This is a genomic window from Pantoea sp. NGS-ED-1003 (genome assembly GCF_000738765.1).
Lineage (GTDB): Bacteria > Pseudomonadota > Gammaproteobacteria > Enterobacterales > Enterobacteriaceae > Pantoea > Pantoea septica.
In genome coordinates, this window is the sequence record NZ_JPQA01000006.1 from 250822 (window position 1) to 264410 (window position 13589).

Sequence of the window (13589 nt, forward strand, 5' to 3'; positions counted from 1 at the left end):
ATTAACCTCACCATTTCACTTTACAATTATGAAACCAAGAGTAACAAACAATTAACCTTGCAATTATGCAGCAGGATTCACCTTTTCACCTGTCCGCGCTGACTGACTCTGCCTTCAGGTAGTCTACAAAGCGACGTATCAGATAAGCAGGTATAACGGGAAAGGTGACAGAAGAGGCACAATAGCGATACACAGTGGCTTAAACAGCTTAACTTAACAGGGAAATGTCATGCATATCCGTGCCATGTTCGGAGAAACGCTTTTATTTATGTCACTCATATTCTCGGCAACCGCAGCTCAGCCTCTTACCCCGCCCGCTCCTCACGCGCAGCGTATCTCTGTACAGACGCAAGGCGCAGGAACGGATGTCATTTTGATTCCCGGGCTGGCGTCGTCGCGCGAAGTCTGGGCCGATTTAGCCGCAGAATTACGTAAGAAACACCGCATTCATCTGGTAGAACTTGCGGGCTTTGCGAATACGCCAGCCATTGCCAACCCTGAGGGAAAGGTCATCGCGCCGGCAACTGAGGCCATCGCAGACTATATCCAGACCCAGCACATCAACGCACCGGCGATTATTGGCCATTCTCTTGGGGGAGAGATAGCCTTGATGCTGGGCGCGCGCTACCCCAACCTGGTCGGTCGCCTGATGATTGTCGATGCTTTACCGTTCTACACGTTGATGATTGATCCTGCGGCGACCAGCGAAACGGCTGAGCGGCATGCCGCCCCTATGCGGGACTGGCTGCTGCAGCAGTCGCCGGAGCAATTCGAAGCGTCCCAGAAAGCATCCATAGCCCGTTTAGCCATGACCGAGGCGGTGAGGCCCGCACTGGTGGCGGCGAGCATCCGTTCCGATCGCAAAACCGTTGCGGATGCCGTGTATGAACTGATGGTGACCGATTTGCGTCCCGAGCTAGGCCGTATCAAAGCGCAGATGGAGATCGTCTATGCGTATGACGCCTTATTTGGCATACCGGCAACCCGCGTAGAGGCGATGTACCGTCAGGCCTATGCCTCTGCACCGCATATCCGTTTCACGCGCATTGATGACAGTTTTCACTTTGTGATGCTTGATCAGCCAGAACGGTTCACCAGTGCGGTTAAGGCATTTTTAAATGAATAAAGGATGTTCAGGGCGCAAGCACCGCTTTTGGCACCAGGCAAGCTGACGCGCAGGCCGATGTCCGCTATGAGCGAAAAGCGGACGTTCGGTGCCAGAATAAACCACAGCAACTCTAAGGAACCAGGCGCCGCTCTGCAGACAAAATCCTTATAGCCAAATAACCAGTACAATACATTCGGAGTGAAATATTGCACTGCCTTGAGACGTTTCCGTGTTAAAAACACAGGATTAACTTACATGGAGATGTTGTTATTTATGGCTTTTTTTTCTGGGGTTACCGGGCGGCTATTTCTGATAAACGTGATGACCGCCATTTCATATGCCTTCATTTTGCCTGTAATGAGCCTGTTTCTAATAAACGGATTGCATGCAAGCCCGATTTTTATCACTTTCTACAGCCTGGGATTTGCCCTGTCGGGATTATTTTTCAGCCAGCTGATGGGCTCGCTTGCAGATAAAGGATATTCGGTCAGGCAACTTTTCATGATTTCTGTTATGGCGCTTTTTCTGGCGGGCTTAGCCTTCAGTTTCTGTCGTCAACCCATTGAGGCTCTGGCCATCGGCATTCTCCTGATGGGGCCAGGCAATGCGTCTATCCCGTTACTTCTGTCGATGATCCGAAAGCATTCACTGACCGCAGGACTTAACGCTACGCGGCTCAATACGCAAATGCGTTCGGGCGTTTCAATTGTATGGATTGCCGGTCCTGCCCTGGCATTTGTCTTTGCCGACAGATTTGGATTCAGCTTTAATTTTCTGGCCTCAGCCCTGCTTTCAGCCATGACCTTACTTGCCAGTCAGTTGCTGCTTCCGACGAATAAAAAAACCGTCGATACAGGCATAAAAAAAGCAACTCAAGCCGGTAAAGCCTCTGTCACGGGTATGATTTGGATGCTGGGCGCAGTAATGATGCTGGCAAACTTATCCAATAATATGTACCTGACCATTATGCCACTGTACCTGGTACACGAGCTTAATTTACCAGCCTCGTTTCCGGGCTTCCTGCTGGGCGCAACCGCGATAATGGAAATTCCCGTTATGCTTGCCGCTGCACATCTGGCTGAGAGAACAGGTAAAGAGCCGCTGATTATGGCTGGTTTTTTGTTTGCTGCCGTCTATTACTGCCTGCTTCAAATGGCCACCAGCATGACCGAACTTATCGTGTTGCAACTTTTTAACGGATTATTCTTCGGTATTTTTGTCGGCTTGGGCATTTCTCTTATTCAGGACGCGTTGCCGGAACGTAGCGGTTTCGCATCTGCATTTCACTCCAATGCCATGCGCACAGGCATGATGGCAGGTAACGGGATTGCCGGGCTGATGGCGCAACTGGCCGGTTTTAAAATGACTTTGCTTATTCCATTGTTATCAGTCTGTTGCGCTGCTTTACTGATGTTTTGCATAAACAGAAGTCATTCTGTAAAGAAGCGTTCGGTAACGGGCTGACTACGCACATATAAATAAGGGCTGGCAGAACTGCGCTGCCCTGGATGCATTTTATGGGCCTCGCGGTCTCTCTGTAAGGATGATGAAAACGAGCTGAACGTCCGCTGCTGGCACGAAGCGGACATTCGCACTAAAACGCCGTCATCTGCGCACAGCGCCTTCTTTAGAATTAAAAGTCTGACGCCCGGAGAGCAAAGCCTCCCGCGACAGGACAAAAACAAAAAAGGCAGCCCGCAGGCTGCCCTTTTCTCACGCGCGCAAATTTACTTCGCGGCGGTTTCCATCCCCATCAGGCCGATCTTGAGATAACCCGCGCCGCGCAGCTTATCCATCGCGCTCATCAGGGTCTCGTAATCGACCGACTTATCAGCCTGGAAGAAGATAGTGGTCTCTTTGTTGCCTTCGGTCTGGCTGTTCAGCACCGCCACCAGCGTCTCCGGCGTCACCAGCTCATTGCCGATATAAAACTGCTTGTCCGCCTTAATCGACAGATAGACCGGCTTCTCCGGTCGCGGCTGCGGCGCGCTGGTCGAGGCGGGCAGATTAACACGAACATCCACGGTCGCCAACGGCGCAGCCACCATAAAGATGATCAGCAACACCAGCATAACGTCGATAAACGGCGTGACGTTGATTTCATGCATCTCGCCGTCGGTTTCCAGATCGTCGTTTAATCGCATCGCCATAAACTTAACCTACGCGTAATTTCTGAGCGGTCGGGCGAGCTTCAGCGCTTTTCGCGTTAAGATTGCCCAGGTCGATATCGCGGCTCTGCAGCAGCAGAATCTGCGCGGCCACGTCGCCCAGCGACGCTTTATAGCCCGCGATCATGCGCGCGAAAACGTTGTAGATCACCACCGCGGGAATCGCCGCCACCAGGCCGATCGCGGTGGCCAGCAGCGCTTCGGCGATGCCGGGCGCGACAACCGCCAGATTGGTGGTCTGAGTCTGCGCGATACCGATAAAGCTATTCATAATGCCCCAGACCGTTCCGAACAGGCCGATAAACGGCGCGACGGAGCCGATGGTGGCGAGGAAGCCGTTGCCGCGACCGGCGTGGCGGCTAAAGGCGGCAACGCGGCGCTCAAGGCGAAAGCTGGTGCGCTCTTTAATGCCGTCGGTATCTTCGACGCCCGCCGAAAGCGCAATCTCGTTTTGCGCGTCATTCAGCAACGCCGCGCTGTGGCTGTGGCTCTTGAACTGCGCGGCGGCGCGGGCGGCGTCGCCCAGGCTGCGGGCTTCGCCCAGCGCCTGCTGCTCGCTTTTCAGTCGACGTTTCGCCGCGCTAAGCTCGGCAAACTTTCCGAAAAAAATCGCCCAGGTGACGACCGACGCCAGCAACAGGCCGATCATTACCACTTTTACCACGATATCGGCATGTTGATACATGCCCCAAACAGAGAGATCCGTTTGCATTAAGTCACTGGCTACCACGCTGCGTCTCCAACTTCATATGCAGGAATAATGGATAAGCGCGAATAATAGCAAAAAACCGGCGAATTGATAGTAGTTCTCATTACTATTTACAAACAGTACGCCGCTCTCACCGGGCTGTTGCCAACCTTTTATGACACTTTTCAGCGCTATTTCAGAAATGTGATTTCTCGTATAAATTTATTAAAACATCGTTTCAAAATGCGAGCTTGTTCATTCAATCAACATTGCCGCATTTTCAGCCAGCACGATTTGCTTATTCTGGCAGCACGCGGGCCACTTCCTCTGCCGCCTATGACCTGTTCCCTCCTCTATCTGCCTGGAGAAAAAAATAATGAGAGTGAATAAATGGATCCTTGCCGTTTCCGTCTCTGCTGCGCTTGGCCTGAGCGCGGCTCCGGCATCGGCGAAGGTATTAAAAGTGGCGGAGGTCCAGCCCGCTGGCTACCCCACCGTCGTGGCGCTGCAGCATATGGGCGACAAGCTGAAACAGGCGACTGACGGGCGGCTGGAGATGAAAGTCTACGCTGGCGGCGTGCTGGGCGACGAAGATCAGACGCTGCAGCAGGTGCAGCTCGGCGCCATCGACATGATCCGCGTCTCGCTGGCACCGGTCACCACCATCGCGCCGGAAACCAGCGTGCTGACGCTGCCCTACATCTTTCGCGACGTCGATCATATGCATAAGGTGCTGGACGGCGAGGTCGGCAAGCAAATTGTCGACAAATTCGACGCCGACGCCAACGCACGCATGGTGTTTCTCGGCTGGACCGACGCGGGCGAACGCAACATGATCACCAAAAAGCCGCTCAGCAAGCCGGACGATCTCAAAGGAATGAAAATCCGCGTGCAGAACAGCGCCATCTCGCTGGCAACGCTGAAAGCGATGGGCGCCAACCCGGTGGCGATGGGCGTCAGCGAAGTCTTCAGCGCCATGCAGACCGGCGTGGTGGACGGCACGGAAAACAACCCGCCGACCTTCGTCGCTCACAACTATCTGCCGGTCGCGAAGTACTACACCCTGACCGGCCACTTTATCCAGCCGGAGATGATCCTCTTCTCCAAAACTTCGTGGGCGCGCCTGTCGCCGGACGATCAGGCGCTGCTGAAAAAGCTCGGCAAAGAGGCGCAGGATGAAGAGCGCCAGCTGTGGGCGACCTACACCCAGCAGTCGATCGAGAAGATGAAAGCGGGCGGCGTGACCTTTCAGGAGACCGACAGAGACTATTTCATGAAAGCGACGCAGCCGGTGCGCGATCAGTTTGGCGGCAAATATCAGGATCTGATGACGCAAATCGCCGACGTTAAATAACCTTCCGCCGCCGCGCCTTCCGCGCGGCGTTATTCAGGTAACGCATATGAACCGATACTCTCGTCTGATGGATGGGCTCTATCTGCTGTGCATGGGCATCGCCGCCGTCGCGCTGTTGATTATGGTGACGGTGATCCCCATCGGCATTTTCGCTCGCTATGTGCTTAACGGCGCGCTGGCCTGGCCCGAGCCGGTCGCCATCGTCTGCATGATTATTTTTACCTTTATCGGCGCGCCGGTCGGTTTTCGCGCCGGCACCCATATTTGCGTCTCGATGGTGACCGATCGCCTGTCGCCTGCCGCGCAGCGACTGATGCTGCGCCTGTGCGATCTGCTGATGGTGGTGACCTGTTTGATCATCTTTCAGGCGAGCTACAACCTGTGCGTGGCGATGTGGATCCAGCCGCTCGCCTCGCTGCCCTCGGTGACCTACGGCGAGATGTATCTGCCGATCCCCATCGGCGCGCTGTTTACCCTGTTGTTTGTTATCGAGCGGCTGCTGAACGGCGATCAAAGCCAGCGGCCTGTGGTGGTTTTAGGCGGTACCCATTAAGGAGCGACCATGGACGCATTGATGTTGATCGGCAGCCTGGTTGTGCTGCTGTTGTTGGGATTTCCCGTCGCCTTCGCCGTGGGCCTCAGCGCCTTTATCGGCGCATGGTGGATCGATCTGCCGCTGGAAGCGGTGGTTATTCAAATTACGAACGGCGTCAATAAGTTCTCGCTGCTTACCATCCCCTTCTTTATCCTGGCGGGGGCGATTATGGCGGAAGGCGGCATCGCGCGGCGGCTGGTGAACTTCGCCTATATCTTTGTCGGCTTTATTCGCGGCGGGCTGTCGCTGGTGAATATCGTCGCCTCGACCTTTTTCGGCGCGATTTCCGGCTCGTCGGTGGCGGATACCGCTTCGATCGGCTCGGTGATGATCCCGCAGATGGAGCAGAAAGGCTATCCGCGCGACTTCGCGGCGGCGGTCACCGCCAGCGGCTCGGTGCAGGCGGTGCTGACGCCGCCCAGCCATAACTCGGTGATTTATTCGCTGGCGACCGGCGGCGTGGTGACCATCTCCTCGCTGTTCGTCGCCGGCATCTTTCCCGGCCTGCTGCTGGGCTTCTGCCTGATGGTGATGTGCCTCGCCTTCGCGCGCAAGCGCGGCTATCCCAAAGGTGAGCGCATTCCGTTTCGCCAGGCGGTGAAGATCTTCTTCGACGCTTTCTGGGGTCTCTTCACCATCGTGATTATCCTGGGCGGCATTCTCTCCGGTATTTTTACCGCGTCGGAGTCGGCGGCGATCGCCTGCCTCTGGGCCTTCTTCGTCACCATGTTCATCTACCGCGACTTTAAATGGAGCCAGCTGCATATCCTGCTGTTCCGCACCATTAAGACGGTGACTATCGTGATGGTGCTGATCGCCTTCGCGGCGGGCTTCGGCGCGGTGATGACCTTTATGCAGCTGCCGACCATTATCACCGACGCCTTTACCAGCCTGTCGGATAACAAGTACGTCATCCTGATGTGCATCAACCTGCTGCTGCTGGTAATCGGCACGCTGATGGATATGGCGCCGATTATCCTGATCCTGACGCCGGTACTGCTGCCGGTGGCGACCGCGCTCGGCATCGATCCGGTGCACTTCGGCATGATCATGATGACCAACCTCGGCATCGGGTTGATCACCCCGCCAGTGGGCACGGTGCTGTTTGTCGCCAGCGCGGTGAGCAAACAGAAAATCGAGCAGGTGGTCGGCGCGATGCTGCCTTTTTACGGCATTCTGTTTTTGGTGCTGATGCTGATTACTTACGTTCCGGCGATTTCGCTGTGGCTGCCGCGTCTGATGGGGGTGATGTAATCGGTTAAAAGGCGGCGCGGCGCGCCGCCTTTCCACTTTCGGGCAGGTTCTGAATATCAGGATTTGGGGTCAACCCTGACCGGCAATTCGTGGTAACGTGAAGGCTTTGTAGCAGGCGGCAGGGCAGACACGAATGACGACCAAAAAAATCGATACCACCTTAGTCAGCGCGGGGCGCAGCAAACGTTACACGCAGGGCGCGGTCAACAGCGTGATTCAGCGCGCCTCTTCGCTGGTGTTCGATAGCGTCGCCGATAAAAAGCGCGCCACGGCGGGACGCGCCACCGGCGAGCTCTTCTATGGCCGCCGCGGCACCCTCACCCACTTCTCGCTGCAGGACGCGATGACCGAGCTGGAGGGCGGCGCGGGCTGCGTGCTCTATCCCTGCGGCGCGGCAGCGGTTGCCAACGCCATCCTTTCGTTCGTCGACGCGGGCGACCATGTGCTGATGTGCGGCGCCGTCTATGAGCCGACGCAGGACTTCTGCACCAAAATCCTCAGTAAGCTCGGCGTCGCTACCACCTTCTACGATCACACTATCGGCAGCGAAATCGGCGCGCTGGTGCGCCCGGAAACCCGCGTAGTGTTTCTCGAGTCTCCGGCCTCCATCACTATGGAGGTGCAGGATATTCCGGCAATCGTCGCGGCGGTGCGCGCAAAGGCGCCGGACGCGGTGATCATGATGGATAACACCTGGGCGGCAGGCTTTTTCTTCAACGCGCTGGCGCACGGCGTCGATATCTCGATTCAGGCGGGCACCAAGTACCTGATCGGCCACAGCGACGCAATGATCGGCACCGCAGTGGCGAACGCGCGCTGCTGGGAACAGCTGCGCGAGAACTCCTATCTGATGGGCCAGACGGTAGATGCCGACAGCGCCTATATGGCGAGCCGCGGCCTGCGCACCCTCGCCACGCGCCTGCGCCAGCATGAGGCGAGCGCGCTGCAGGTGGCGGAGTGGCTGTCGACGCGACCGGAAGTGGCGCGCGTCAACCATCCGGCGCTGGCGCAGAGCAAAGGCCACGCCTTCTGGAAACGCGACTTCAGCGGCAGCAGCGGCCTGTTTTCTTTCGTGCTGCATGAAAAACTGGACGGCGAAAAACTGGCGCATTACCTCGATCGCTTCCACCATTTCAGCATGGCCTACTCGTGGGGCGGCTACGAGTCGCTGATTCTGGCGAATCAGCCGGAAGAGCTGGCGGCGATCAGGCCGGCGGCTGGCGTCGACTTTGACGGCACGCTGGTGCGCCTGCATATTGGTCTGGAGCATGTCGACGACCTGATTGACGATTTAACGGCAGGTTTTGCACGCCTGACGCAGTAGTAACTTAAACAGAACCTCAACCACGCCATGGCGACCGGCCGCAGATCAAATTTCTCTGCCGGATTGCCGCTAAAATAGATTCCTTGTGACTCGATGGGATAGCAGATGAGTGTTTTACACGAGATTGTTCATGCGCTCTGGCATCAGGATTTTGCCGCGCTGGCCGATCCAAATGTGGTTTGGGTAGTTTACGGCGTGATGTTTCTGACGCTGTTTCTGGAGAACGGCTTGCTTCCCGCCTCTTTTTTGCCGGGCGACAGCCTGCTGCTGCTGGCGGGCGCGATGGTCGCCAAAGGGGTAATGGATTTTTTCCCCACCATGGTGATCCTCACCACGGCCGCCAGTCTCGGCTGCTGGCTGAGCTACCTTCAGGGACGCTGGCTCGGCAACACGCGCCTGGTGAAAAGCTGGCTGATGCATCTGCCGGCGCAATATCATCAGCGCGCGTGGCAGCTGTTTAACCGCCACGGCCTGATGGCGCTGCTGGTTGGCCGCTTCCTGGCGTTCGTGCGCACTATTCTGCCAACCATGGCGGGCATTTCCGGCCTGCAGAATGGCCGTTTCCAGCTGTTTAACTGGCTGAGCGGACTGCTGTGGGTGGCGATTGTGGTGGCATTTGGCTACGGCATCAGTCAGGTGCCCTTTATCAAACGCCATGAAGATCAGGTGATGGCGATCCTGATGGTGCTGCCGATGGTGCTGCTGTTTGTCGGCCTCGCGGGCAGCATCGTGGTGATCTGGAAAAAACGTCGCCAGAAACAGGCCTGATCGCCCGGCGTCAGGCCTGTGGTTCCGCCACGGTCTGACGCACGCGGCTAATCTCCTCTCCCGGCGTCACGCCGAAATAGCGCTTAAACTCCCGTGAAAACTGCGATGGGCTTTCGTAACCCACCCGCACCGCCGCCGCGCTCGCCTTCAGCCCGTCATGCAGCATCAGCAGCCGCGCCTGATGCAAACGGTAGCGCTTCAGGTACTGCAGCGGCGAGGTTTGCGTCACCGCCTTGAAGTTGTGATGAAACGCCGAGACGCTCATGTTCACCTCTGCCGCCAGCGCATCGACGCTAAGGTTGTCCGCATAGTGGTTTTCGATGCGGCGCAGCGCGCGGGCGATCTGGCTGAACTGGGTCTGACGGCTCACCAGCGACAGCAGCGCGCCGCCCGTCGGCCCGGTCAGCACGTAGTAGATAATCTCCCGCACGATCTGCGGCCCCAGCACGCGCGCGTCGCGCGGATGCAGCATAACGTCCAGCAGGCGCTCCGCCGCGCACAGCATCGGCTCGGTCAGCCAGGCGGAGTGAATGCCGGAGGTCTGCGGCTGCGGATGGAAATCTTCGTCGTCGCCAATCTCGATCAGCAGATCCTGCAGGCTGGCGGTATCGACCGTCAGGAACATGCCTGCCACCGGCTCTTCCGGCGACGCCCAGGTTTCACACTCGACCGGCAGCGGCACGGTGAGCATCAGATATTTCGTGGCGTCATAGGTAAAAACGGTGCTGCCGAGATAGCCGGTTTTGCTGCCCTGAAACAGAATCACGATACCGGGCTGGTACATCATCGGCGTACGCGGCTGATATTGATTAAGGTAGATCAGGTTGACGTTTTCCACCGGGCAAAGGCGGTTGCGTCCATGGGTCATTAAGGTCACGACCTGTTTCGCCAGGTGTTGACACAGAGCTTCGTGCGCCATGCATATCTCTCGCAGAGTAAAGAAACCAGTCTGCCAGGCTGCTGCGAAATTCGCCACTGAAATGGAGAAACAGGCAAGACTTCCGCAGGATCAGGCAGGGCGGGAAACGGAATTGCCAGCCACAATGAAAACGGGGTCAGGTTTGTTGACTAGACTTAAGCCTCACAGGTTCACTGCAACAGAAAGGAGCACCTATGGCAGATCAACCGATTATCAAACTGCACGACGGCAATATGATGCCGCAGCTGGGGCTTGGCGTGTGGCAGGCGAGCAACGAAGATGCCCATCGCGCCGTGCTTAAGGCGCTGGAGGTCGGCTACCGCTCGATCGACACCGCTGCCGCCTATAAAAACGAAGAGGCGATCGGCCAGGCGTTACAGGATACCGACGTGCCGCGCGAAGAGATTTTCGTTACCACCAAGCTGTGGAACGACGATCAGCAGAATGTGCAGCAGGCAATGGAAACCAGCCTGAAAAAACTGCAGCTGGAGCAGGTCGATCTCTACCTGATGCACTGGCCGTGCCCGGAGAAAGATCACTATGTCGACGCCTGGAAAGAGATGATCAAGCTGCAGCAGCAGGGTCTGACCAAAAGCATCGGCGTCTGTAACTTCCACGAAGCGCACCTGAAGCGCCTGCTGGATGAAACCGGCGTCTCACCGGTGGTCAATCAGATCGAGCTGCATCCGATGCTGCAGCAGCGCACGCTGCACGCGTGGAATGCCATGCATCAGATCCAGACCGAATCCTGGAGCCCGCTGGCACAGGGCGGCGAAGGGGTGTTCGATCAGGAGATTATTCGCCAGCTGGCGAAGAAGTACGGCAAAACCCCGGCACAGATCGTTATCCGCTGGCATCTCGACAGCGGGCTGGTGGTGATCCCGAAATCGGTGACGCCTGAGCGTATCGCGGAGAACTTCGCCGTGTTCGATTTCCGCCTGGAGAAGACCGAGCTGAGCGAAATCGCGAAGCTGGATCGCGGCAACCGTCTGGGGCCGGACCCGGAAACCTTCAATTAATGCAGGCTATGCGCGCTGTCCTTGCGGGCAGCGCGCCCTTTTCGCCTGAATCCTTACGCCGTCGGCTGCACCAGCAGCTGTCCCGCCGTGCCGAGATCGGCCAGCTCCAGCGTCTGGCTGTAGTAGACAAAGGGAAAATGATCGGACGAGCTTTGCGGAAAGCTCACCAGCAGCTCGACCTCGCCATCCACCCAGACGGTATCTTTCCAGCCGCGATCTTCGCCCATCGGCTGCGCGCCGTTGACGCTCTTGATCAGGAACATCGCTCCCTGAATATGCATCGCCTGCGGCCGGTCGGCGCGCAGGATCCAGCGCTCGAAGGTGCCCTGCTGCACGGTAGTATCGATGCGGTTCAGATCCCACTGCGCGCCGTTGATGCCCGGCATATCCTCGCCGATGCGGAATTCGCGCGTGCGCGTCGCCATGCCGTCGAGTATCTGATCCGCCAGCAGGCGCATCGGCAGATTATCGGTCACCAGCGGCAGCAGACCGGTCGGACGTAGCGTCAGCACCAGCGTGTTGGTGAGGATCGATGAAGGTTCGAACAGGCCGCGCAGGCGGTCCATAATGCCCGCCGCCGTGCCGGCGGTAATCGACACCTCGTCGCCCTGCGACATATCGATCAGCACTTCACGGCGCTCGCCCGGCGCCAGCGAGAGCTGCTGCACCGCCACCGGCGCGGGCAGAAAGCCCTGATCGCTGGCGATAACGGTAAAGGGACGGTTATCGCTTAGCGACAGCTGGTAGCGGCGCGCGTTCGAGGCGTTGAGCAGGCGCAGGCGCACCCAGCCGCGCGACACCTCGACAAAGGGATTCTGCACGCCGTTGACCAGCAGCACGTCGCCGAGAAAGCCGCCGTCGCGTGGCGGATCGTAGGCGGGCGTGCCGAAGTTATCGAGGCGCTTGTCCTGAATGATCAGCGGGAAGTCGTCGACGCCGTAGTGGCGCGGCAGCGGCAGCTGCTTGCTCACCTCATCCTCGACAAGCCACATGCCCGCCAGCCCGTTGTAGATGTGCGGCGCCATGTGGTTCGGCGTGCTGGCGTGGTACCAGCAGGTCGCGGCGTTCTGGCGGATCGGCAGCACCGGCGCCCAGTCAGCGCCGGCGGACATCATGCGCGGCGCGCCGCCCATCAACGCGCCCGGCACCTGCAGGCCGCTGACGGTCATCGCCACCGGCTCGTTAAGGCGGTTGCTGTAGATGAGCTTAACGTCGCCGCCGCTGTAGACGCGCACCGTCGGACCGAGATAGAGCCCGTTTACGCCCCATACCGGCACTTTGTTGTTGTCGCCGAGAAAGGACCAGTGGCTGCGCATCAGCGTCAGAAAGATTGGCTGACCGCGACGCGATTCGATAAGCGGCGGCACCGGCAGCGGCGTATCGCCGCCGGGCGCGGAGGCGGCGCGCGCCGCAGAAGGTAAGAGACCTGCGCTAAGCGCAGCGCCAGCAGAAAGCTGGATAAACTGTCGTCTGCTGAAAGACATAGAACGTCAAACCCTTTACGCGTGGCGCTTGCGCGCCAGCCGATTGTTATTCTTGATTTATTGCTGTGTTGCGTCGCGGCGGGCAGAGCGCGCCGCGTGCATCCGTGCGGGTGCCGGCGAGAGGCTGGCCGGTCAGAGTTTACCGCTTTTTTCGCGCGCTTCGACTTCGGCGTTGAGCGCTTCCAGTTTCTCCATCATCAGCTCACGGCAATGGGTGGCGAGCTTGCGCACCGACTGCGTGGTGTAGCCGCTGGTGTCGACCGGCGGCAGCATCTCGACGATCACCAGACCGTTTTTCAGGCGGTTAAGGTTGATCTTGCCGTGCGTGTTGGAGACCACGATAGGAATAATGGGCACGCCTGCCGCTACGGCCGCATGGAACGCGCCGGTTTTAAAAGGTAGCAGACCGCGACCGCGGCTGCGCGTGCCTTCCGGGAACATCCAGAACGAGATGCGCTTCTTTTTAAACTGATCGACCAGCTGGCTGATGGTGCCATGTGCCTTAGAGCGGTTGTCCCGGTCGATCAGAAGGTTGCCGGTCAGCCAGTAGAGCAGACCGAAGAACGGCACCCACAGCAGGCTCTTTTTGCCGACCGTCACGGTCGTCGGCTGGACAATCTTCGCCGCCGTGATCATGTCGTAGTTGTTCTGGTGGTTGGCGATATAGATAGCGTTGCCGTAATGGGCCGCCTCAGGCGGTTTACGCAGCTCAACCTTTACGCCGAACACGCCGGAGAGACGGCCGAAGAGATGGCCGAAGGTGGCGACGTGGCGCGGGTTGCGCGGCGAAAACAGACACCAGATGCAGCCGAAAACACAGACCAGAATCGAGTAAATCACCACAAAGATGGTGCGCAGTACTAGTAACATATATCCCTCGTTATGGCGCGGCGGAGAAAAGGCTCCGC

13 protein-coding genes are annotated in these 13589 nt (G+C 58.0%); 8 read left to right on the forward strand and 5 right to left on the reverse strand.

Going from position 1 to position 13589, the window contains the following annotated elements; genetic code table 11:
* Nucleotides 1–229 precede the first annotated feature (229 nt).
* Both JS46_RS14220 and JS46_RS14225 read left to right on the forward strand, forming a co-directional pair.
* On the forward strand, nucleotides 230–1126 hold the full coding sequence (locus JS46_RS14220; protein ID WP_033752435.1) for an alpha/beta fold hydrolase: 897 nt from the start codon (nucleotides 230–232) through the stop codon (nucleotides 1124–1126).
* Nucleotides 1127–1363: 237 nt separating this feature from the next.
* Nucleotides 1364–2572, forward strand: coding sequence for a sugar efflux transporter (locus JS46_RS14225; RefSeq protein WP_200879039.1), 1209 nt, complete (start codon nucleotides 1364–1366; stop codon nucleotides 2570–2572).
* Between the two features lie 263 nt (nucleotides 2573–2835).
* Here JS46_RS14225 and exbD read toward each other — a convergent pair whose 3' ends face one another.
* The gene (gene exbD / locus JS46_RS14230; protein ID WP_033752437.1) at nucleotides 2836–3258 is read right to left on the reverse strand and encodes a TonB system transport protein ExbD; all 423 of its coding nucleotides are present in this window, start codon (nucleotides 3256–3258) and stop codon (nucleotides 2836–2838) included.
* A gap of 4 nt (nucleotides 3259–3262) precedes the next feature.
* Nucleotides 3263–3988: a tol-pal system-associated acyl-CoA thioesterase gene (gene exbB, locus JS46_RS14235; protein ID WP_071997460.1), complete on the reverse strand. Its 726-nt coding sequence runs from the start codon at nucleotides 3986–3988 to the stop codon at nucleotides 3263–3265.
* Nucleotides 3989–4340: 352 nt separating this feature from the next.
* Between exbB and JS46_RS14240 the strand changes: the two genes are divergently transcribed.
* From JS46_RS14240 to JS46_RS14260, 5 genes are all read left to right on the forward strand, one after another.
* Complete coding sequence (locus tag JS46_RS14240) at nucleotides 4341–5318, forward strand: TRAP transporter substrate-binding protein (protein WP_033752441.1); 978 nt, start codon at nucleotides 4341–4343, stop codon at nucleotides 5316–5318.
* 46 nt (nucleotides 5319–5364) lie between these two features.
* Nucleotides 5365–5871 (forward strand): TRAP transporter small permease, encoded by a 507-nt coding sequence (locus JS46_RS14245; RefSeq protein WP_033752443.1) that lies wholly within the window; start codon nucleotides 5365–5367, stop codon nucleotides 5869–5871.
* A 9-nt stretch (nucleotides 5872–5880) separates the two neighbouring features.
* Nucleotides 5881–7167 (forward strand): TRAP transporter large permease, encoded by a 1287-nt coding sequence (locus JS46_RS14250; RefSeq protein ID WP_033752445.1) that lies wholly within the window; start codon nucleotides 5881–5883, stop codon nucleotides 7165–7167.
* A 133-nt stretch (nucleotides 7168–7300) separates the two neighbouring features.
* Nucleotides 7301–8491, forward strand: a complete 1191-nt coding sequence (gene metC, locus JS46_RS14255; protein ID WP_033752446.1) for a cystathionine beta-lyase — start codon at nucleotides 7301–7303, stop codon at nucleotides 8489–8491.
* 105 nt (nucleotides 8492–8596) lie between these two features.
* Entirely contained in the window at nucleotides 8597–9259 is a 663-nt protein-coding gene (locus JS46_RS14260; RefSeq protein WP_033752447.1) for a DedA family protein, read from the forward strand.
* 10 nt (nucleotides 9260–9269) lie between these two features.
* On the opposite strand, the gene JS46_RS14265 is transcribed toward JS46_RS14260, so the two are convergent.
* Nucleotides 9270–10178 (reverse strand): AraC family transcriptional regulator, encoded by a 909-nt coding sequence (locus JS46_RS14265; RefSeq protein ID WP_033752449.1) that lies wholly within the window; start codon nucleotides 10176–10178, stop codon nucleotides 9270–9272.
* Nucleotides 10179–10372: 194 nt separating this feature from the next.
* Here JS46_RS14265 and dkgA point away from each other — a divergent pair, with 194 nt between their 5' ends.
* Nucleotides 10373–11197, forward strand: a complete 825-nt coding sequence (gene dkgA / locus JS46_RS14270) for a 2,5-didehydrogluconate reductase DkgA (RefSeq protein ID WP_033752450.1) — start codon at nucleotides 10373–10375, stop codon at nucleotides 11195–11197.
* 53 nt (nucleotides 11198–11250) lie between these two features.
* Here dkgA and ftsP read toward each other — a convergent pair whose 3' ends face one another.
* Nucleotides 11251–12681, reverse strand: a complete 1431-nt coding sequence (gene ftsP, locus JS46_RS14275) for a cell division protein FtsP (protein ID WP_033752452.1) — start codon at nucleotides 12679–12681, stop codon at nucleotides 11251–11253.
* 132 nt (nucleotides 12682–12813) lie between these two features.
* Nucleotides 12814–13551 carry a 1-acylglycerol-3-phosphate O-acyltransferase gene (locus tag JS46_RS14280; protein ID WP_033752568.1) on the reverse strand — a complete coding sequence of 246 codons (738 nt, stop codon included), beginning with the start codon at nucleotides 13549–13551 and terminating at the stop codon, nucleotides 12814–12816.
* Nucleotides 13552–13589 lie beyond the last annotated feature (38 nt).

Coding starts and splice junctions, on each gene's coding strand:
- JS46_RS14220 (WP_033752435.1), top strand. CDS start 230: ATGCATATCCGTGCCATGTTCGGAGAAACGCTTTTATTTATGTCACTC.
- JS46_RS14225 (WP_200879039.1), top strand. CDS start 1,364: ATGGAGATGTTGTTATTTATGGCTTTTTTTTCTGGGGTTACCGGGCGG.
- exbD (WP_033752437.1), bottom strand. CDS start 3,258: ATGGCGATGCGATTAAACGACGATCTGGAAACCGACGGCGAGATGCAT.
- exbB (WP_071997460.1), bottom strand. CDS start 3,988: ATGCAAACGGATCTCTCTGTTTGGGGCATGTATCAACATGCCGATATC.
- JS46_RS14240 (WP_033752441.1), top strand. CDS start 4,341: ATGAGAGTGAATAAATGGATCCTTGCCGTTTCCGTCTCTGCTGCGCTT.
- JS46_RS14245 (WP_033752443.1), top strand. CDS start 5,365: ATGAACCGATACTCTCGTCTGATGGATGGGCTCTATCTGCTGTGCATG.
- JS46_RS14250 (WP_033752445.1), top strand. CDS start 5,881: ATGGACGCATTGATGTTGATCGGCAGCCTGGTTGTGCTGCTGTTGTTG.
- metC (WP_033752446.1), top strand. CDS start 7,301: ATGACGACCAAAAAAATCGATACCACCTTAGTCAGCGCGGGGCGCAGC.
- JS46_RS14260 (WP_033752447.1), top strand. CDS start 8,597: ATGAGTGTTTTACACGAGATTGTTCATGCGCTCTGGCATCAGGATTTT.
- JS46_RS14265 (WP_033752449.1), bottom strand. CDS start 10,178: ATGGCGCACGAAGCTCTGTGTCAACACCTGGCGAAACAGGTCGTGACC.
- dkgA (WP_033752450.1), top strand. CDS start 10,373: ATGGCAGATCAACCGATTATCAAACTGCACGACGGCAATATGATGCCG.
- ftsP (WP_033752452.1), bottom strand. CDS start 12,681: ATGTCTTTCAGCAGACGACAGTTTATCCAGCTTTCTGCTGGCGCTGCG.
- JS46_RS14280 (WP_033752568.1), bottom strand. CDS start 13,551: ATGTTACTAGTACTGCGCACCATCTTTGTGGTGATTTACTCGATTCTG.